This is a genomic window from Haloterrigena salifodinae, from assembly GCF_003977755.1.
GTDB classification, from domain to species: Archaea; Halobacteriota; Halobacteria; order Halobacteriales; family Natrialbaceae; genus Haloterrigena; species Haloterrigena salifodinae.
This window is the reverse complement of sequence record NZ_RQWN01000003.1, coordinates 349,930-370,798: the sequence shown is the minus strand read 5'-3', so window position 1 is coordinate 370,798 and position 20,869 is coordinate 349,930. Positions and strand designations below refer to the sequence as shown.

The following is a 20,869-nucleotide window of genomic DNA, read 5'->3' as shown; positions in this document are numbered from 1 at the left end:
ATTCGGTGACGAACCGTCGAGCAACGGTGAGCGTTCTGCATACCGTGGCAACGGGGAATTTCACACCCACCCCAGCCGATTTCTCCTCGCGGGCGCTTCGCGCCCGCTCGGATGGTTCGCGGAACCGGTGGTTCCGCGCTAACGCTCACGCTCTTCGAGCGTTCGCTCATCCCTCGCACGATAGTTTCGGCTGGTCTCGGTATCACTCGACCAGCCGACAGCGCGCGCCACCGCACAGCAAAGTTAGTTCGAAGCGTCGAACGCCGGGTGTCGAGTTCTGCTCTCACAGCGGGACGAGCACGTCGGCGAGGAGTAGCGTCACGTAGGCCTCGACGAACGCGGCGAGGACGAGCAGCAGCCAGCCGAAGACGACCAGCGCGGTCGTCCGCGCGAGGTAGGCTTTGGTGAACAGCGCGTCGCGGGAGCCAGCGATCCGCTGGCCGACCCGGTGGACGAACCGGAAGCCGACGCCGGCGGCGATGAACAGCGACGGGAGTTCGAAGAGCCCGTGCGGGCCGATCAGGGCGACGATCACCGCTGGACTGGTCTCGGCGCCGAGGACAACCGCGACGTTGCCGATGAGCACTCCGTTGAAGACCATGATGAGCAGCGTCGCGATCCCCAGCGTGAGTGCGCCACCGATCGCGAACAGGAACGGCGGCGTGTTGTTCGCGATAAAAAACGACGCCGTGGGATCGAAGGCGACCTCGCCGACGGGATCGACGCCGCCGCCGGGCAGTTCGCCCTCGCCGAGATCCTCCGTGAGCATCTCGAGCAGCAGCTCGGTCAGGTCGACGCCGGCGGCGTACAGCGCGACGCCGAGCGCGATCCCGACGGCGAACAGTGCCGCCGAGAACCAGACGTACGGCCGGTGTTCTTCCCACCCGGTCTCGAGGGCGGAGAGAAGCGACGGTGCGATCGTCCGGCCGACGAGACCGGCCGCGCCCAGTCCGACGCCGAGCACGGCGGCTCCGGCGGCCGCCGTCGGCGCGTCGTGGACGACGAGGATCGTCCCCGCAGTGCCGACGGCGACGACCGCGAGCGAGAGCAGGAGCGCGGCCCAGACCCGGTTTCGCCGGGTGCCGGGAGCGGCCGGCGGCTCCGAGCCGCCGCGGTCCGGCTCCGGACTCGAGACGCTTCGCTCCCGATCGTCCTGCAGGTCGACCGTCGGCCGGTCGGTCCGCGAGTCGTCGCGGCGGTCGGACGGCGGCCGCTCGTCGCGGCCGGCCGTCGCTTCGGACCTCCCCGTTCGGTCGTCGTCGCTCCCGCTCATGGTGGCGGTTCATCGAAATAACGGATAAATCTCCGGGCCGTCGGCGGGGTCGGCGGACCCGACCCGTCGCGGATGCGGCCCGGTTCCGGGTCGACAGTATAAGGCCCCTCCGCGCGAAACGCCGAGCCATGACGACGCTGGCCATCACCGGCGGGCAGGTCTTGCTGCCCGACATCACGGTGACCCGTGCGGACGTACTGATCGATCAGGAAGCGGGCGAGATTCTCGAGGTCGGCGACGACCTCGCCGCCGACGCTGACGAGACCCTCGACGCGGCGGACTCCCTGGTCACGCCGGGATTCGTCAACGGCCACTGTCACGTCGCGATGAGCCTGTTGCGCGGGTACGCCGACGACAAGCCGCTGGACGCCTGGCTGCGGGAGGACATCTGGCCCGTCGAGGCCGAACTGACCGCCGACACCGTCCGCGCGGGGACCGAACTCGGCGTCCTCGAGATGATCAAGTCGGGGACGACCGCGTTTGCGGACATGTACTTCTTCGTTCCGACGATCGCCGAGGCGGTCGCCGACGCGGGGCTGCGCGCACGCCTCGGCCACGGCGTGATCTCCGTTGCCAAGGACGCGGACGCGGCCCGCGAGGACGCCCGCGAGGGCCTCGAGGTCGCGGCGGAGATCGACGGGATGGCTGACGGGCGCATCGCGTCGGCGTTCATGCCTCACTCGCTGACGACCGTCGACGGGGAGTACTTGGAGGAGTTCGTCCCGCAGGCCCGCGATCTGGGCGTCCCGATCCACTACCACGCCAACGAGACCGAGGACGAGGTCGTCCCGATCGTCGAGGAGGAGGGCGTGCGGCCGCTGGCCTACGCCGCGGAAAAGGGAATGCTCGAGGACGGCGACTTCGTCGCCCACGGCGTCCATGTCGACGAGAGCGAGATCGGCCTGCTCGCCGAGGCGGGGACGAGCGTGATCCACTGCCCGGCCTCGAACATGAAACTCGCCAGCGGGATGGCCCCCGTCCAGCGCATGCATGAGGCCGGCGTCACCGTCGGCCTCGGCACCGACGGCGCGGCCTCGAACAACGACCTCTCGATGTTAGACGAGGCCCGCGACGCGGCCATGATCGGCAAACTCGCGGCCGACGACGCCAGCGCCGTCCCTGCGGAGGCGGTCGTCGAGATGATGACCCGGGGCAGCGCCGAGGCGATCGGCCTCGACACCGGTCGCCTCGAGGAAGGCGCCCCCGCCGACCTCGCGGTGATCGACCTCGAAGAGCCCCACCTGACGCCCCGCCACGACCTCGTGAGCCACCTCGCCTACGCCGCCGCGGCAGCAGACGTCCGCCACACCGTTTGTGACGGGCAGGTCCTCATGCGCGACCGCGAGGTGCTGACGCTCGAGGAGGACGCGGTTCGAGCGCGAGCGACCGAGGCCGCCGAGATGCTGGTCACCGCGGCCGAGGAGTGAGGGGGTTCGCGGTCGGCTAGCGGCGCCGTCCGCCCGAAATCTGAACGTTCAGAACTAGTTATAAACGTTAAAACCGTCTCTTGATACGTTTCGGTGCGAAAGAAACGTCCCGAACCGCCGCGGGGGTTTATTCATGAACTCCTGAATGTCTCGACCGGGATGAACGGATATCGACTGCTTGCGGCGGCACTGGCTGCCGTCATGGTCTGTACGGCCCTCGCACCGATGGGTGCGGCAGCCGCGACGACTGACCACGACGACCTCTCGGTGTCCGTCTCGCAGGCGGATGACGTGATCGTAACGGTAGACGCGAACGAATCGACCGCGAACGCGACCGTCGACGTAGCGACGGTCGACGAGAACGCGTCCTACGTGGGCGCGGACGAGTACGACGTGGCCGACGACGGCACGGTCGTCCTCCCGACGCCCGAGGAAAACGTGACGGTGACCGTCACCGCGACGCTCGGCAACGAGACGGCCGAAACGACGGCGACCCTCGAGGCCCCCGCAGAATCGGGTAGCACCGGGATCGACGTCGCGCAGGACGGCGCCGACGTCTCCGTCACGGTCACCGAGAACGGCGAGGGCGTCGCGACGGACGTCGCCGTCTCGACGGTCGACGAGAACGCCAGCTACGCGGACAGCGGCACGCACGCGACCGACGAGAACGGTACCCTGACGCTCTCGGCGCCGGAGGGCAACGAGAGCGTCGAAGTCGCGTTCTCGGCGACGGTCGGGAACGAAAGCCTCGAGACGACGGCGACGCTCTCGCCGGCCGAGGAGACCAACGACGGCCTCCCGGGCAACTTCGGCGCGCTCGTCGGACAGTTCATGGAGGAGAACGCCTCCGACAACGAGAGCGACGAACCGTTCGGCGTCAGGCTGGCCGGCTTCGTCGTCGAGCACAACCCGGGTAACGCGCCCGATCACGCGGGCCCGCCGGACCACGCCGGCCCGCCGAGCGATGACGACGGTAACGACGTCGACGACGACGACGAGAAGCGTCAGGGTCCGCCGGAACACGCCGGTTCGCCGGACAAGGACGATGAAGACGACGACGGTGACAAAGATGACGGTGAAGACGACGGGAACGGCGGCGGTCCGCCGGAACACGCCGGCCCGGGCAACTAACGACCGATCGACAGACGGCGGTCGACGGTGCGGCGTTCGGATCGTCAGAGGCACGAACCCCGTCGTCGCCGTCCGCTCCGATCGAGCGCGCTCGAGGCGGTTCGGGCGCTTTCGATCATCGACCGACACCCTGTAGTTGCCGTTCGAACGACTTTTTCGACCGAAATCGATACTGATCGAGCGACAGTTCCCGGCCGGAGAGTCGCTCGTCGACCGATCGTTTCGCTTCGGACAGCCGTTCCGCGCCCGACATCGCTTCGGTAGCGTTTTGGCGCCCCTTCCACTCAGTCGACGTATGACCGACACTGCGTATCCGCCGATCAGCGAGCAACTCGACGACCTCGAGTCTGCGCGCGAGGAGGGTCGTCGAAAGATGGACTGGGCCGCACAGCACATGCCCATCCTCGAGTCCGTTCGCGAGGAGTTCGTCGCCAACCAGCCCTTCGAGGGCGAGCGCATCGGGATGGCGATGCACGTCGAAGCGAAGACGGCGATGCTCGTCGAGACGCTCGCGGAGGGCGGCGCCGAGGTGGCCGTCACCGGCTGTAACCCCCTCTCGACCCACGACGACGTCTCCGCCGCGCTGGATACCCACGAGAACATCACCAGCTACGCGAAACGCGGCGTCGACGACGAGGAGTACTACGCCGCCATCGAGGCCGTCATCGCCCACGAGCCGACGATCACGGTCGACGACGGGATGGACCTCGTCGCCGCGATCCACGAGGACTACCCCGAGCTGATCGACGGCATCGTCGGCGGCGCCGAGGAGACGACCACGGGCGTCCACCGCCTGCGCGCGATGGACGCCGACGGCGCGCTCGAGTACCCCGTCTTCGCGGTCAACGACACGCCGATGAAGCGGCTGTTCGACAACGTCCACGGCACCGGCGAGTCCTCGCTGGCCTCCATCGCCATGACCACGAACCTCTCGTGGGCCGGCAAGAACGTCGTCGTCGCGGGCTACGGCTACTGCGGCAAGGGCGTCGCACAGAAGGCATCGGGTCAGAACGCGAACGTCATCGTCACCGAGGTCGAGCCCCGGCGCGCCCTCGAGGCCCACATGGAGGGCTACGAGGTCATGCCGATGGCCGAGGCCGCCGAGGTCGGCGACGTCTTCCTGACGACGACGGGCAACCGTGACGTCATCGTCGAGGAGCACTTCGAGAAGATGCAAGACGGCGTCCTGCTCGCGAACGCGGGCCACTTCGACATCGAGATCGACCTCGAGGCACTGGACGACCTCGCGGTCGACCGCTACGAGGCCCGCGACGGCGTCGAGGGCTACGAACTCGAGGACGGCCGCAAACTGAACGTCATCGCCGAGGGACGACTCGTCAACCTCGCCGCGCCCGTCTCGCTGGGCCACCCCGTCGAAGTGATGGACCAGAGCTTCGGCGTCCAGGCCGTCTGCGTGCGAGAGATGCTCGAGAACGGCGACCAGTACGACGCGGGCGTCCACGACGTGCCCGACGAACTCGACAAGGAGATCGCCGAGATCAAACTCGAGGCCGAGGGCGTCGACCACGACTCGCTGACCGACACCCAGCGCGAGTACATGGACTCCTGGGACCACGGGACGTAAGCCGGAGTCGATACCGCGGTCTCGGGAGCCGTTTTGGAGGGTCCGTTACAACGCTCGATTCGACCCGCTCGAGCCGTTACGACCCCGCCGTCGCGTCTTCCGCCCAGTCCGGTTTCTCGACGTCGGTGTTCCCCACGTCGGACAGCGTGTACGACTGCGTAATCCTCTGGGTCGTGGATTCGGCCCAGACGAATTCGTACTCGTAGTGGCGGATGACGCCGTCTTCGTCGAGCAGGAGTGTCGCTGAGAACTCCTCGTACCACGAACTCGCGTTCTCGCCTCCCGCCCACGAGTCGGACAGCGCGTCGACGCCCGTGGCCTCGTACCGCATCACCGGAACGCCCTGGAACGTCTCGACGCCTTCGCGCTCGTAGGTGGCGTCAATCGCAGCGTGATCGAGCTGGCGCATGCTGTCGTTGCTGAACAACCCTCGCCAGAGGTACCGGTCGCTCGATTCGTTGAACACCGATGCGGGGGAGAGTTTCCGCACCGTCGTGCGGTCGTCCTCGAACAGCACGTACTCCGCACTTCCGTTCGAGTAGGTGCTCCCGTTCCCCGAAAAGTAACCGGTGGTGTCTAGAAGGTACTGCGAATTGCTGGGCTCGGCGAGAAACCGGCTCGTGTCGTTCATGTGCCTGACGTCCTTCTCCGAAGGGTGGAGCACGCGATCCGTTCGGTTTTTCTCGGTCGAGAGCGTGAAACTCGTGTTCGCCATCACGGTTGCGTGGCTATCGAACACCGACTGGTCGATGGCCGACGCGTTCGGGAACTCGTCAGGGGACACGTCGGGGGACGCGTCAGGCGACGAGTTCTCGTCTGCACCTGGAAGCCCAGTACATCCCGCGAAGACCAGGAGGGCAACGACGGCGATCGCTGAGAGCGGAGACATACGCATAGGATACTATTCAATCATCCCACATTTAACACTGCCGGGGAATTCCACCTCTCGGCCACAGGGCGATGCCACCGAACCCGGTGTCGTGACTCTCGAGAGAACCAGTCCCGAACCGATTGCAAGATACGCGCTCTGTACTCGGCACGCCTTTTCTGACAGCTATCAGAGACGCGGATGGTCACACTGGTAACGCTCTCGCCGCTACTGAGACGGAGAAGGCAGCGTCGTAGATAGAACAGCGGGAAACCGACCTAGCTCGAGTCGCCCGCATCGGCGTCCCGTTCGGCGTCCGTATCGACGGGTTCGACGACGAATACCAGCCCACCGTCCTCGGGACCGCCCAGGCGAACCCGAACCGGAAACGTCACCCCCGAGTTTCGACGGCCGGTACAGCTTCCGGTCCAACGCCAGCCGTCCGCGACCGTCGGCACCGCGGCCGTCTCGAGGCGATCGACGCTGTCGTCGGTAAACAGCGTCCGCCACGAACGTCCGGCGAGGTCGTCCCGACTGTAGCCGAACTGCATCGCGAATCCACGGTTCGCGAACTGGACGGTGCCGTCGGGCGCGACGATGGCGATCGCGTCCCCGGCGAGTTCGATACCGGCCAGCGAGCGCCGAGTGAGTCCGGCGAGTCGCCGCCGCTCGACGAGCGACCGAATCCGACGGCGCAGCCGCTCGCCGTCCTCGATCGCCGCGGCGCGGTCCACCCAGTCGAGCCAGTCGTGAGAGCGCACCCCATCCTCGACCGTCGCTCCCTCGTCGACGAGCAGGACGATCGGGAGGTCGATCGCCCCTTCGGTGACCCGCTCGATGAGTCCGGTGCCGTTTTCCGGCGGGTAAGAGCCGACAAAACAGTCGACGTCGTCGAGTTCCGGGAGGGCGTCCGCGACCGACGGTGCGGTCCGAACCGTGATCTGATCGTCGTCGTCGACGGCGGCTTCGACTCGCTCGGTGTGCCGTCGATCGCCGACGGCGAGGGCCGTGAGCTCCCCGGCGATCGGCGACGGGCCGTCGAGGACGGGCGCGACCGTTGCCGGCGTCATCGGCGTCCTCCCGATCGATTCGCGCCGCTGGGCTCGGTGCCGGAGGGGTCGATTGGCCTCGTCGTTGTTCGACCGCACCGCTTACGGGCTCTCATGGACCGTTCCGTCGACCAGAATGGTTCCGTCGCCGCGAACTTCGACGGTGTGCTCGCCGTAGCTGAACTGGACGCGCGCGGTTGCCGGCGTGGTTCCCTGAAAGAGCTGATCGAGCGCCTCGGGGTCGACGACGTGGTACAGCGGCTCGAGTTCGACGGGGTCGGTGTCGGTCGCGTCGGCGAGGGCCTCGATCACTGAGAGACTGAGCGAATCGTTGTGGTAGTCGAGCGTCGTTCCGGACATGTTAGTCGTTCAAAGGCCAGCGGTGGCTATCCGGCTATTCATTATACACGTAAACCCGTCGCGATCGAGACACTACACATATAGAAGCCCGACCGAATCGGCCGAACTGAACCGCTCGAGGGGACATCTCGTCGGTCGGTCGATCCGATCGCGAGCGGTTGTCGTGCCCGAGTTGCCGGACGGCCACTACGGAGCGTAGTCTCGCGGTAAATTTCGCCAGCGATCGGGCGATACGATCCCTGCAGATCATGTACGGTCCTCGCATACGTCGCTTATGGTCAGTCGTTCGTCACGCAGCAGCATTCTCGACGGGTCTCTCGGCCGGCGGTCGCCGGTCCTCCTCGGGGTGATTCTCGCCGGTTCGCTATTCCTCGGTCTTGGACCGGAACTCTACGACCCGTCGATCGTCCCGCTCCCGTTCGTCCTCGGACTTGCCGCTCGCGACGGCGCCGATCGGGAGTCGACGCTCGAGCGCCTCGCGGGCGAACTCGAGACGTTCGTCTCGCAGGTTCGCAACGGCGAGGTCGACGAGGCGATCGCCGGTCCCGAAGCGGACGCCGAAGCCGTCGACTTCGAACTCGACCGCGAGGATGCCCTCGGTCGCCTCTCGACGGCGATCGACGAACTGACGACGGCGGTCCGGGAGCGCGAACGGGAGCGCCGGTTCGACGAGCGCGAACGGGAGCTCCGGGAGACGAACGAGCGCCTCAGTGCGATGATCGAGGCCTCCCCGTCGGCGCTGGTCGCGCTCGACACCGACGAGACGGTGACGCTGTGGAACCCCGCCGCCGAACGTATCTTCGGCTGGAGCGAGGACGAGGTGCTCGGCGAACCACTGCCGTTCATTCCGGACGACCGGGGGGAAGACCACCGCGAGATCTTCGACCGACTGTTCGATGGCGAGTCGATCGCCGGGCTCGAGACTCGGCGGGTGAGGAAAGACGGCGAGCGGATCGACGTGAGTATCTCCGCCGCCCCGATCCACGGCGCCGACGGCGAGATCGTCGGCACGATGGGCGCCCTCGAGGACATCACCGAGCGCAAGGACCGCGAACGCCGGTTGGAGTCGACGAGCGCGCGCCTCGAGGCGCTGTTCGAGAATTCCCCCGACATGATCGACGTGCTCGATACCGAGGGGACAATCGTCGAGGCGAACCACCGGTTCTGCGAGGTGTTGGGGTACGAGGAGTCGGAGCTGGTCGGCACGAAGATCTGGGAGCACGAAGAGCTGTTCGACGCCGCCGACGTCGAGGCGCTGCTCGCGGAGCTCTCGGTCGGCGAGCGGCGCAAGTTCAAGGACCGGTACCGCCGCCGTGACGGCTCGACGTTCCCCGTCGAGGTTCACCTGATCCGGATCGATTTCGCCGACGAGAACCGGTTTCTGGCGATCAGTCGCGACATGACCGACCGGAAGGCCGACGAGCGGCGGTTGCGCGAGCGCGAGCGGGAACTGCAGCGATACAAGGCCTACACCGACGACGTCCTCGACGCCATCGACGACGTGTTTTACGTGATCGACGAGGACGGGACCCTCCTACGGTGGAACGAGTCGCTCGCCACGGTCAGCGGCTACGACGCCGACGAGATCGGCTCGATGGACGCCATCGAGTTCTTCGCCGAGGCGGATCGTCCGGCCATCAACGAGACGATCGCCGAGGTTCTCGAGACCGGCACGGCCCGCGTGGAGGTGCCGATCCGGACCGCCGATGGGGAGTTAATTCCCTACGAGTTCGTCGCGACCCGACTCGAGGACCTCGAGGGCGAGACCGTCGTGACCGGCATCGGTCGCGACATCTCCGAACGAACCCGCTACGAGCGCGATCTCGAGCGGACGACCGAGCTGCTCGAGCAGGCCCAGCGGCTGGCGTCGGTCGGCGGCGTGGAAATCGACGTCCGCGAGGACCCCTACGAGGTGACCGCCTCCGACGAGTTCTACCGACAACTCGGCCTCGATCCGGGAACGACCCTGACACCCGACAAGATGCTCGCGCAGTTCCGTCCGGACGATCGGCCGGCGATTCGGTCGGCGCTTTCCGGCGCCGTCGAGGACGGCGAGACGTACGATCTCGAGGCGCGGCTCCGATCGACCGACGACGAGCCGCGCTGGGTCCGGATGATCGGCGATCCCGTCCGCGAAGGCGGGGAAACCGTCGCCGTTCGGGGGTCGATGCAGGACGTCACCGATCGCAAACGGCGCGAGCGCGAACTCGAGCGCTACGAGACGATCGTCCAGTCGATCGGCGACCCGGTCTACACGCTCGACGAGGACGGGACGGTTCGGTTCATCAACGACGCCATCGAGACGCTGGCGGGGTACGATCCCGAGGCGTTGATCGGCGACGACGTCTCGGCGCTCCTGCCGCCCCCGGATCTCGAGCGGGCCCGCGAACAGGTGCGCGAGCTGCTCCGTGAGGAGGAGGGACCGTACGCCACCGTCGAGACGGATTTCATGACGGCCAACGGCGACGTAATCGAGACCGAAACGCACATCGCCCTGTTGCCGTCCGAGGACGGCGAGTTCGCGGGCACGGCGGGGGTCGTCCGCGACATCACCGAGCGCAAGGAACGCGAGCGCGAACTCGAGCGCTACGAAACGATTATCCAGGCGATCGGCGACCCGGTCTACACGCTCGACGCGTCGGGAACGTTCCAGTTCGTCAACGACGCGATCGAGCCGCTGGCGGGGTACGAGCCCGAAACGCTGATCGGGTCGGACATCGAGGACGTGATCTCTCCGTCGAACCTCGAGACCGCCCGGGAGTTGGTCCGGGAGCTGCTCCGGGAGGACAAGCTCTACGAGACCTTCGAGATGGACCTCGAGACCGCCGACGGCAACGTGATCGAGGCGGAAAACCACATGGCGCTGTTGCCGTCCGAGGACGGCGAGTTCGCGGGCACGGCAGGGGTCGTCCGCGACATCACCGAGCGCAAGGAACGCGAGCGAGAACTCGAACGGACGACCGAATTACTCGAGCAGGCCCAGCGGATCGCCGGCGTCGGCGGCTGGGAGCTCGACGTGACGACCGATCCCTACGAGCTGACGCTGACGCCGCAACTCGAGCGACTGTTCGGTCGGGTGGGTCGGGCGGAAACGCTGGACGTGGCAGACGCGGTCGAACTCTACCACCCCGACGATCGGTCGCGGGTCCTGTCGGCCGTCGATGACGCGGTCGAACACGGCGAGAGCTACGATCTCGAGGTGCGGATGCACACGCCCGACGACGAGATACAGTGGGTTCGGACGATCGGAGAACCCATCGCTGACGACGGCGAGGTCGTCACCGTCCGCGGCTCGATTCAGGACATTACCGACCGCAAGCGACGCGAGCGCGAACTCGAGCGAACGACCGACCTACTCGAGCGGGTCCAGCGGATGGCATCGATCGGCGGCTGGGAAGTGGACGTCCGATCCGACCCGTCGACGACGACCTGGACCGACGAGATGTATCGGCTCCACGACCTCCCGTCCGGCGTCACGCCCGACCTCGAGCGGACGATCGAGTGCTACCATCCCGACGACCGAGCGTTCGTCCGCGAGCAAGTCCAGACGGCCATCGAGACGGAGACGGGGTACGATCTCGAGGCCCGGATTCGGACCAGCGAGGGCGAGATCAGGTGGGTTCGCGCGATCAGCGAACCGATCCGAGACGAGGCCGGCGAGCTCCACAAGTACCGGGGCACGGTCCAGGACGTCTCTAACCGAAAGCGCCGGGAACTGGCCCTCGAGTCGCTCCACGAGACCGCGCGCGGACTGCTCAACGCCGAGACGGAGTCGACCGTCGCCGATCTGGTCGTCGATACGGCCGCCGACCTGCTCGAGTCCGGCGACGCCGGCGCCGGCGTCTACCTGCTCGATTCCGAGACCAATCGGTTCGAACCGGTCTCGTCGACGGCCGGCTTCGCCGATCGATCCGGCGGCGCACCGTCCATCGCGGTCGGGGACAGCGATTCCGTGCTCTGGTCGACCTACGTGACGGGCACCCAGACCGTCGTCGACGACGCCGAGATCGGCGATCGATCGCCGCTGTTCGGCGGCGACGCTCCCGGCGGGCTACTCGTTCCGATCGGTGACTACGGCGTTTTCGTCCTGCTCGCTTCACCCGCGACGATCGACGACGAAACCCGCCGGCTGTTCGAGACGCTCGTCGCGACCACCGAAGCGGCGTTCGACCGCCTCGAGAGCGAGGCGAACCTCCGGGAGCGCGACGCGGAGCTGGCGGGCCAGAACCGTCGGCTTCGCCGCCAGATTCAGATCACGGAGATCATCCGCGGGATCGACCGGTCGCTCATCGGCGCCGACGGCCGCGACGAGATCGAGCGAACCGTCCCCGAGCGACTCGTCGCGGCCGACAATGTTTCCTTCGCCTGGATCGGCGACCTCGACGCGAGCGGCTCGACCCTCGAGCCGCGCACCTGGGCCGGCGACGACCCGGAGTACCTGGACGCGGTCGACTTCGGTCTCGACGGCGAGTCTCAGGAGCCCGCGGTTCGGGCCGCTCGGTCGGGGACGCCGACGGTCGTCGAGAACGTCGTCGAGGGCCTCCAGGGTGAGGCGTGGCGAACGAACGCGCTCGACGCGGGCTTCCAGTCGGCCGTCGCCGTCCCGCTCTCCTTCGAGGAGTACAGCTACGGCGTCCTGACGGTCTACGCCGACGAACCCGACGCGTTCACCAACCTCGAGCGCTCGGTGTTCGCCGAACTCGGCGAGGGTATCGCGAACGCGATCAACGCGGCCCAAACCCAGGAAGCCCTCCACGCCGAGACGCTCGTCGAACTGACCCTCGACCTCGAGACCGACGACGTCCTGTCACGGATCGCGACGGCGACCGGCGCCGCGGTCACCTACGAGGGGCTCGGCACCCGCGGCGAGTCGGAGACGTCCCTGTTCTTCGAGACTCGAGGGGCGTCGTCGGAGGCCGTCCGCGACGCGCTCGACGGCCTCGTCTCCGTGACGTCCGCGCGCCTCGTCACCGAATCCGACTCGCGCTGTCTGTTCGAGGCGACCGTCACCGGCGACGTCCTCGCCTCGCGGCTGGTCCGCCACGGCGGGAGCCCGCGGTCGATCACGGCCGACGAGGGCCGGACCGAGGTCACTGTCGACGTCCCCGTGACGACCGACGTTCGCGAGTTCGTCGAGATGCTCCGGGATCGGTACGAGCGCGTCGACCTCCGGTCGCGCCGGCACGTCCAGCGAACGATGCACACCCGCCAGGAGTTGGTGACGTCGCTGTTCGAGGACATGACCGACCGACAGCTCGAGGTGCTTCGGACTGCGTATCTGGCCGGTTTCTTCGAGTGGCCCCGCGAGAGCACCGGCGAGGAGATCGCCGAGATGCTCGAGGTGACCCAGCCGACGGTCAACCGCCACCTCCGGATCGGCCAGCAGCGGCTGCTGGCGCGCCTGTTCGACGACGAGACGCTCTCGCTCACCGACGGCTCCTGAGCCGCTGCCGGAGCCCCCGTCCAGCGACGGCGGTCCTACTCGGAACGCCCAAGGATCCGGTCCCCGTACGGGCGGGCATGGAGACATCACAACGGCACCGCGAGCGGACGGACGGTCCGTTTCGCTCGACGCTCGTGGCCATCGGACTGACGATCTTCGGCGTCCTCGTGGCCCCAAACTTCACGACGTTGCCGGCGTTTCTGCTTGATCCCGAACTTCTCCGTTCGCCGGTGGACGCGTCGATCACCGCCAAAACGGCGATGCTCTCGCTCAACTTCGTCGGGATCGCGCTGGCCGGTGCCATCTACCTCGCCGTCACTGATCGCGGCTGGGGGTACGTCGACCTCCGGATGCCGACGAAACAGGGCTGGATCTACGCCATCGCGGGCGTCGTCGGCATCCTCGTGTTTTACGTCCTCGTGGCCGTCGTCGTCTCGACGCTCTCCTTGCCCTCTTCGGAAAACAACGTGATGACCTACATCGGCGACGATCCGACGATGGTCCTGATCATGATCGGCGTCGTTTTCTTCTTCAACGCGCCGGCCGAAGAGTTCCTCTTCCGGAACGTGGTTCAGAAGCGCCTCTATGAGGCGTTCAGCCGCACCCACGCGATCGTCATCGCCAGCGCCATCTTCGCTCTCGTTCACTTCGTCTCCTACGCCGTCCAATCGAACTCGCTGCTCGCGACCATGGTCCCGATCGCGTCCGTCTTCGGCGGCGGGCTCATCTTCGGCTACCTCTACGCGAAAAGCGAGAACCTGCTCGTTCCGATCCTCTCTCACGCCGTCTACAACGGATTCCAGTTCGGACTGATCTACATCACCCTCGTCTACGACCTCGAGCAGTCGGGGCCGACCACCGAGGGCCTCCTCGATCTGGCGGTGACCGTCGCAACCCTGCCGCTCCCGCTGTAGCCGAGCGAACACTTTCACCGCGCCCTCCGTCCTTTTATTACCGCCCGCGGTCGAGAGGCCGGTATGTCTCAGGCGAAGGGCGACCGCCGCGAGCGGGAGCTCGTCAACGAACTCGACGCGGCCGGCTTCGCGGTGATGCGCGCGCCCGCCAGCGGCTCCGCGACCGAACGCGAACTCCCGGACGTCCTCGCGGGCGACAGCGAGGTATTCTACGCGATCGAAGCGAAATCGAGCGCCGGCGACCCGATCTATCTTACCGGCGAGGAGGTCGAGGCCTTGATCTTCTTCGCGCAGAACTTCGGCGCAAAACCCCGCATCGGCGTCCGTTTCGACCGCGAGGACTGGTACTTCTTCCACCCCGGCGACCTCCACGTCACCGACGGCGGTAACTACCGCGTCAAGAAGGAGACCGCCATCGCCGACGGCACCGACTTCGACGAGTTCGTCGGCCGTTCCGAGAAGGTCACCCTCGAGGAGGTCGGCGACGGCGGCGACGACGGCCCCGACGAGGAGATCCTCCGCGTGCTCAACGCCGTCAAACAGGACGTCATGGGCGTCGAGGAAGCCGCGGACCTGCTCGAATAGGGTCTCCAAGATCGAGCGCTATCGCCGGCCGCCGTCGTTCCCAACTAGTTGGGCTCAATCGACTTCCCCGTCGATCGCTCTACACCACGACGAATGACCGACTCGACGACAGTCGCACGCGGGACGGCGATCTGCGAGAACTGCGGCTCCGTGTTCGCGGCCCGCATCTGGCCGGATGGTCGGATCCGGCCGATCGGGTCGCCAGCGAGTTGCCCCTGCGGCGGAACCGAGTTCCGTCGGCTCTCGTAAGCGGAGCCGTTTCCCCTGCTGCGCTCGACCGTCGCTGCGGGTAGTTCCCGCCGGCGTCCGTTCGTACTCGCGTCCGCACGATCGTCTCCGCTCAGTCGTCCGCCGGAGCCGTCGCCGAGAGGATCTCCGGATCGACCGGCCCGCCGCGGACGATCGACTCGAAGGCCTCGAGGACGTCCCGATCGCCGATCGTGATTCCGCGGGCCGGCCGCTCCTCGAGTTCGATCGCGACGAACCGTCGTGCGATCAGCGCGATTCGGCCGTTTCGGGTGTTCTCGCCGCTCTCCTCACGTTTCGTCTCGTCATCGGCCTCGAGCGCCGTCTGCGCTTGTGCGAGCAGCAATGCGGCGGTAAAGACGTCGAAGACGTAGTGGGCGAGGCGCTTGGCCGAGAGCTGCGCGTACTCGCCGTCCTCGGTCGCCAGTGTCGCGAGGGCGGCCGCGAGGTCCTCGTACTCGGCTTCGACGGTCTCGACGGCGTCCGCAAGCGCCGGGTGGGTGACCGTTTCGAGCCGGTTCTCGATCGTCTCGAGCAGCGGTTCGTGGGCATCCTCGCGCTCGAGGGCCCGGAGGACGTCCAGCGAGAGGACGTTCTCGGTGCCCTCCCAGATCGGGAGCACCTGCGCGTCCCGGAGCAGGCGGTTGGTGACGAAGTCGTTCACGTAGCCGTTGCCGCCGTGGACCTCCATCGCGTAGGAGGCGGTATCCACGGCCATCCGACCCGTTCGGAGCTTGGCGATGGGGATCAGCAGTCGCATGAGGCGGTAGGCGCCATCGGCGCTCTCGTCCGCAGTCGCGCTTGGGGTATCCTCGTCTGCGCTCGCGGCGTCGTCGGAGCGGGCACGCCGTTCGGCCCGCTCGCGCTCGGAGAGCAACCGCGCCGCCTCGAAGGTGAACGCCGTCGCGGCCTCGTGGGCGACGGTCATGTCCACGAGGTCCGCGCGCATCAGGGGGAACTGATCGATCGTATCGCCGAACGCTTCCCGGTTGGCGGCGTAGATCGTGCTCTCGAGCACCGCCCGCCCCATCAGTCCGCAGGCCGCCGCGGCGTTCGAGAGCCGCTCGAGGTTGAGCATCTCGGTCATCTGTTTGAACCCCTGCTCCTCCTCGCCGACGAGGAAGGCTTTCGCGCCGGTGAACTCCACCTCGCCGGTGGGGACCGCCGTGGTACCGAGTTTGTCCTTCAGCCGTCGGTAGAGCTGGTCGTTGACGGACTCGGGCTCGAGCGGGCCGTCCTCGAGGCGGTCGCCCTTGGTGAGGGGGCCGTCGGCGGGACTCTCGTTGGAATCCGGATCGGCGTGGGGGACGAGAAACATCGAGAGTCCGGCGGTCCCCTCTGGGGCGCCGTCGGCTCGAGCGAGCGCGAGGGTGCCCTCGGCGTCGATATTCGAGCAGAACCACTTCTCGCCGTGGAGGCGCCAGTAGCCGGCCTGCTCGTCGTACTCGGCGCGGGTCTCGTTGGCCCCGACGTCGCTGCCACCCTGCTTCTCGGTGAGGAACATCGCGCCCTCGATCAGGTCGTCGTACTCGCGGCTCGTCAGGGCGTCGTAGTAGTCGGTGAGCGAGCCGTCGTCGAACTTTTCGAGGACGAGCGCAGCGCCGGCGGTCATTGCAACTGGACAGTCGAAGCCCACGTCGGCGTACGACAGCAGGTACTGCATCGCGAGGGTGTGGGCCAGCGGCATTGGCTCGTCGCGGCCGGGCGGCGCTTCGAAGGCGTCGGCGACGATCCCCCGCTCATAAGCTAACCGATCGTTCTCGAGCTGTTCGGCCGGGTATCGGACGTGGTTCTGTACCTCGCCGAGTTCGTCGTAGGACTCGAGCTCCGGCCCGTGGTCGTCGATGTAGTCGGCGTTGTCCGCGATCGTGTGGCCGACGACCTCGCCGAACTCGGCGAGGCGGGGCTCGGCCCACTCGAACTCGTCGTTCGTATACAGCCGGCGGAGTTCGCGCTCGAGGGGACGGTCGAGCTCCCAGTAGTTGATCGCCCGTCCCTCGTCGAATCGGCCGTGATCGAGCCCCGTGCTCATGCCGTGATTGTTGTTGACGATCCACAATAAAACGGCTGTGCATCAACGCGCCATCGGTTTTCGATCGTTTACGTAACTCGAATTCGCGACTCGTTGGCTAATTCTGTTTTGCTCGTTTCGACTCGATCAACTGCCGTGCGGTGGGGCGCGCTGTGCCGCGGTGGGTGGATTACGAACTGTGGCACGAAGTCGTGCGGGCTCTTTGCGAGTGGCACAAGCGAACGACTTGAAAGACGCGGCGCGTCTTCCGTTGGATGAGTGAGCGGACTCGAGAGCGAACGAATCGGCTGGGGAGAGCGTAGCCATCCCCAGTGGCCACGTAAGCAGGGGGATCACGTTTGGAGGCGCCGATAGAGCGTCGTCAACGAACCCTACCGCTGGGGAGCGACGGACTTCTCGATTGAGACAGCGAGCCAGCACTACGTTGACCTGACGACCATCCCGTACCAGCAGACAAGTCACCGACATCGTTGTGGACTTACGACTCGGTACAGGCGACGATACGATCGGTTTCGCGTCCGGTCCCGGAGACGTACTTTGCCTTACAAAGGTTCAGATTCAATATACGTTCGTAGCGATAAGGGAAAAGTGATGACGAAAGACATGACTGAAGACTTCCCTGCAAACGAAGCAGCGCAGGCGCTCTCAGAGATTGGGGGATACGACGAAACACTGACTGCACGCACATTTGGTCTGAATCTCATGGTGTTCGCGCTGGCGATCGCAGCAATCCCGATCTCCTACACAGCAGCCGACCCCTGGCTGACCAACTACGATAACGGCTCACTCGCACTCGCAGTCCTCTGGCTCCCGTGGATAGCTGGCGCGGTTATCATCACGGCAACACTCTGGTCCACACACTCGATCACACGAGGTCAGGAGCAACAGTCACTCAGCGAAAGAGCCTTGGGAATAGGATTTACCGTTCTGTTCTTCGTAATTGCAGCCGTCGTCTCAATCACACTCGGATCCGATGCGACCATCTACACCATCATGGGGATAACTGGCGGCATCCTCACAGCCATCATCGGCGTCGTCTTCTATTTCGTGTATAACTCGAGATGGGTTCTCACACCGATGATCGTGGCCGGCACCGCGATCGTCCTCGCAAGCATCGCAATTCGCTTGGGAGACCTTTCACTTACTGGGGAAGGATTTGCACTCGGACTCGTCCAGGGATGTGCGTATTTTGTCACAGGCTGGATAATCACATATCGAGGCTGAAATGAATCTCCCATCGGATCTCAAGCTCATCCATCAACCAACTAGACTCCGGATCATGGGGGTTCTATACAAACACAGAGACGTCTCGTACACCCACATTCGGAATCATCTGGATCTCACGGATGGGAATCTCGCCTCGCACACAGAAAAATTAGAGCAGGCAGGATACGTTGAGGATAGACGCGCGTGGGCTCAAAACGGGTTCGAAACGCGCTACCATCTTACAACGGCCGGCGTTACTGCGTTTCAGGCGTATCTACAGGAACTGAGCGGATTCGTAGACGAACACGAGACGGAGCATCAATCAAATAGTGGGAACTCTTGAAGCGGCGGCGTTCACGTCTTCCACACTGAACCGGAGCTGCTCATGGTGGTCGTCGACGGCCTCGAGACCGGGATTAGACCCGCCCCCTGTTGCGCTGCGTTCAGTCGTGGATTCCTGAACGGTCTCACCGACCGACCGCCTCGAGGCCAGCCGCGGCGTTGCCTCGCTCACACGGGTTTCGATCTCGCGGACCTGCGTCGGCCTCTCGGTCGGCAGCTGCTCAGGGTCGATCGCATCGATTACCGACCACTCAACCGAGTCGTGGGGGATCGTCACCTCGGCTTCGGTGAGATCGTTTCCCGTCTCCTCGACGAGGTACAGCGCGACCTGGTCGCACATCTGCTTCGAGGCCAGTCCCGGGATGTCCTCGATAATCGTCCCGGTGCAGTCTGGAATCGATCGGACCGAAAACGAAGCAGGGAGATTACGTGGCCTTCTCGAGTCGCGTTCGCGGGAAGACGTAGACCTTCAGCGAGCCGGGAACGACGCCGTTCTTTGCGACGGTTGCGTGGGGGTAGACGGCCCCGACGACGGGCACGTCGGGGTCGTAGTCCTCGTTGGTCGCGTAGTCGGCGACGGTGGTGTCGCGGCCGCCGATCGTGACGACGTCGGCCCGCAGGTCGGAGACGTCGACGACGGTGAGCCGGTCGTCGGTCTCGCGGTCGCGGACGGTATCGCCGGCGCGGATCTCGTGGGCCTCACAGTAGAACGGTTCGCTGGCGTCTTCGTCGACGAAGACCGCGTCGCCGCAGTCGTGACACGCGACGGCGATCTCGCCCGGCGGCGGCGTTCGGCCGTGGGTGATCTCGATCGCTACGCGGCGGATGTGCTTGCAGCGGGCCTCTCGGAAGACGTGATCCGGACAGGTGCAGCGACCCGACTCGAGGTCGACGAGGTAGGTGTGGTCGCTGGCCGACTCGACCTCGTAGAGGCCGTCGCCCAGCGCCAGCACGGACATCGGTTCGGTGCGAGCGCGGCGCGAGCGCTCCTCGAGGTGGTCGCTTGACGGTACTGGCAGAGCTGTTTTCGGTGACGCTGTTGTGTTCATGGATGCGTCAGACTGATCGCTGGACTGGTCGGATGGCTATTCGACGACTGTAGGGGATCGAGCGATATAACGGGCGCGCCGGCGGTTGCAGGCCGCCGGTTTATCAATCCCGACTGCGCTGTGGACTGCACAGCGGGCTCGAGTAGCCGCCGATCTACGGCCTGTTCGTGTCGGTGAACGCCAGAACCTCGTTTTTCGCCTCGGTCAGACCCTCTTCGACGGTGTCGTCGTCGGCCTCCGCCTCGACCGTTTCCGTCGCGGGATCGCCGGTGTACACCGTCCCGTTGACTTCGATTGCGTTCCCGGCGCCGCTGATGCTGATCGGTCCGAACGGATTCTCCTCGGCGGTGTTGCCGCGGCCGCTGTTCCGATCGGATCCCGATAGGTGGAAGCCCGAACCGCCTCCCACGGCGATGTTCTCGTTCGCGGCGTTCAGGTCGAGGCGATTGTCGTTCGAGCCCACGAGGGAGATCCCGATGGCGTTCAGCGTCGCGGTGTTCTGCAGGAGGTGGTTCCCGTCCGACCGCTGGAGGAGGATGCCGACTCCGTCGACGCTGGTTACGGTGTTCCCGACGAGCGTATTCCCGTCCGATTCGAGGAGATCGAGACCGGGGAAAAACGTATTGGCTGTGGAATTACCAACTACAACGTTCTCGTTCGCGTTGATGAGGTATATCCCCGATCCACCGCGCTCGAGGTCGTTGTCGACGAGCGTGTTCCGGTCGGCGTCGACCAGGACGAAGTTAGTGCCGGCGATCGTCGTCATCTCGCTCGTGACTGCTTTGATCACCCCATCCGTCACGTCGTCGAAAACGATCCCGGTACGAAGGCGCTCGAGAGTGAGGTCCGTGACCGTCACGTTCGAAATCGATTCTTCGCCCGGCGGCTGGACCGACACGCCGACGCCCTCGACCCCCTGTCCGTTCGGACCGGAGATCGTGTGGCCCCGTCCGTCGATCAGTACGTCGCTGGCCCGAACAGTGATACAGGCCGTCTCCGGCGCCGTCTCGAGGTCGTCCGCGAGCACGTAGGTGCCGGATTCGGTGATCGTCGTACACTCGGTGATCGTGCTCTCGGTTCGATCCCCGTCCGCGGGATCGTGGTTTCCGTTTTTCTTCCCGTCACCAGCGGCCGCGACCCCGGACCCCATCGAGAGGGCACTCAGTGCTACGGCGCTTCCGGCGAGGTACGATCGTCGGTCAACCGTCTCCTGATGATTACCATTTGACATTCCACTGCAACTCAGCGGCGGCTACGGCTTTGGTATGAGCGGCTTTGGTCTCTCGTCGGACGGTTCTCTCTCGCCGACGAACGGTGTTGATAGTTCGTACGCGATACGGGATTCGGGTGCTCTCGGAA

The 20,869-nt window shown here is 65.9% G+C and carries 16 protein-coding genes; 8 read left to right on the top strand and 8 right to left on the bottom strand.

The genetic code is table 11. The features are described 5' to 3' along the window. Positions 1–283: 283 nt before the first annotated feature. Positions 284–1,273 (bottom strand): stage II sporulation protein M, encoded by a 990-nt coding sequence (locus EH209_RS16355; RefSeq protein WP_126663927.1) that lies wholly within the window; start codon positions 1,271–1,273, stop codon positions 284–286. 128 nt (positions 1,274–1,401) lie between these two features. Here EH209_RS16355 and EH209_RS16350 point away from each other — a divergent pair, with 128 nt between their 5' ends. From EH209_RS16350 to EH209_RS16340, 3 genes are all read left to right on the top strand, one after another. Further along, positions 1,402–2,700 carry an amidohydrolase gene (locus tag EH209_RS16350; RefSeq protein WP_126663926.1) on the top strand — a complete coding sequence of 433 codons (1,299 nt, stop codon included), beginning with the start codon at positions 1,402–1,404 and terminating at the stop codon, positions 2,698–2,700. Between the two features lie 159 nt (positions 2,701–2,859). Continuing rightward, complete coding sequence (locus EH209_RS16345) at positions 2,860–3,831, top strand: hypothetical protein (protein ID WP_126663925.1); 972 nt, start codon at positions 2,860–2,862, stop codon at positions 3,829–3,831. A 295-nt stretch (positions 3,832–4,126) separates the two neighbouring features. Continuing rightward, positions 4,127–5,416, top strand: coding sequence for an adenosylhomocysteinase (locus EH209_RS16340; protein ID WP_126663924.1), 1,290 nt, complete (start codon positions 4,127–4,129; stop codon positions 5,414–5,416). 76 nt (positions 5,417–5,492) lie between these two features. Here EH209_RS16340 and EH209_RS16335 read toward each other — a convergent pair whose 3' ends face one another. The 3 genes from EH209_RS16335 to EH209_RS16325 all read right to left on the bottom strand — a co-directional run bounded on the left by EH209_RS16335 (position 5,493) and on the right by EH209_RS16325 (position 7,693). Next, on the bottom strand, positions 5,493–6,305 hold the full coding sequence (locus tag EH209_RS16335) for a DUF7537 family lipoprotein (RefSeq protein ID WP_249038817.1): 813 nt from the start codon (positions 6,303–6,305) through the stop codon (positions 5,493–5,495). Positions 6,306–6,562: 257 nt separating this feature from the next. Beyond that, complete coding sequence (locus EH209_RS16330; protein WP_164722066.1) at positions 6,563–7,354, bottom strand: PAS domain-containing protein; 792 nt, start codon at positions 7,352–7,354, stop codon at positions 6,563–6,565. An 81-nt stretch (positions 7,355–7,435) separates the two neighbouring features. Continuing rightward, the gene (locus tag EH209_RS16325; protein ID WP_126663922.1) at positions 7,436–7,693 is read right to left on the bottom strand and encodes a HalOD1 output domain-containing protein; all 258 of its coding nucleotides are present in this window, start codon (positions 7,691–7,693) and stop codon (positions 7,436–7,438) included. 274 nt (positions 7,694–7,967) lie between these two features. Between EH209_RS16325 and EH209_RS16320 the strand changes: the two genes are divergently transcribed. The 3 genes from EH209_RS16320 to hjc all read left to right on the top strand — a co-directional run bounded on the left by EH209_RS16320 (position 7,968) and on the right by hjc (position 14,635). Next, positions 7,968–13,136 (top strand): PAS domain S-box protein, encoded by a 5,169-nt coding sequence (locus EH209_RS16320; protein ID WP_126663921.1) that lies wholly within the window; start codon positions 7,968–7,970, stop codon positions 13,134–13,136. A gap of 77 nt (positions 13,137–13,213) precedes the next feature. Next, positions 13,214–14,050 carry a CPBP family intramembrane glutamic endopeptidase gene (locus tag EH209_RS16315; RefSeq protein ID WP_126663920.1) on the top strand — a complete coding sequence of 279 codons (837 nt, stop codon included), beginning with the start codon at positions 13,214–13,216 and terminating at the stop codon, positions 14,048–14,050. 63 nt (positions 14,051–14,113) lie between these two features. Beyond that, the gene (hjc, locus tag EH209_RS16310) at positions 14,114–14,635 is read left to right on the top strand and encodes a Holliday junction resolvase Hjc (protein WP_126663919.1); all 522 of its coding nucleotides are present in this window, start codon (positions 14,114–14,116) and stop codon (positions 14,633–14,635) included. Positions 14,636–14,975: 340 nt separating this feature from the next. Here hjc and EH209_RS16305 read toward each other — a convergent pair whose 3' ends face one another. Next, on the bottom strand, positions 14,976–16,913 hold the full coding sequence (locus EH209_RS16305) for an acyl-CoA dehydrogenase family protein (protein WP_126663918.1): 1,938 nt from the start codon (positions 16,911–16,913) through the stop codon (positions 14,976–14,978). A 603-nt stretch (positions 16,914–17,516) separates the two neighbouring features. Here EH209_RS16305 and EH209_RS16300 point away from each other — a divergent pair. Further along, entirely contained in the window at positions 17,517–18,137 is a 621-nt protein-coding gene (locus EH209_RS16300; protein WP_211338374.1) for a hypothetical protein, read from the top strand. Between the two features lies 1 nt (position 18,138). Continuing rightward, complete coding sequence (locus tag EH209_RS25130) at positions 18,139–18,462, top strand: transcriptional regulator (protein ID WP_126663916.1); 324 nt, start codon at positions 18,139–18,141, stop codon at positions 18,460–18,462. Here EH209_RS25130 and EH209_RS16290 read toward each other — a convergent pair. The 3 genes from EH209_RS16290 to EH209_RS16280 form a co-directional block, all read right to left on the bottom strand. Beyond that, positions 18,442–18,801 carry a hypothetical protein gene (locus tag EH209_RS16290; protein ID WP_126663915.1) on the bottom strand — a complete coding sequence of 120 codons (360 nt, stop codon included), beginning with the start codon at positions 18,799–18,801 and terminating at the stop codon, positions 18,442–18,444. The two genes, EH209_RS25130 and EH209_RS16290, sit on opposite strands and share 21 nt — an antisense overlap. 85 nt (positions 18,802–18,886) lie before the next feature. Then, the gene (locus EH209_RS16285) at positions 18,887–19,510 is read right to left on the bottom strand and encodes an SWIM zinc finger family protein (RefSeq protein ID WP_126663914.1); all 624 of its coding nucleotides are present in this window, start codon (positions 19,508–19,510) and stop codon (positions 18,887–18,889) included. Between the two features lie 154 nt (positions 19,511–19,664). Beyond that, positions 19,665–20,741, bottom strand: coding sequence for a right-handed parallel beta-helix repeat-containing protein (locus tag EH209_RS16280; RefSeq protein WP_126663913.1), 1,077 nt, complete (start codon positions 20,739–20,741; stop codon positions 19,665–19,667). Between the last annotated feature and the right edge of the window lie 128 nt (positions 20,742–20,869).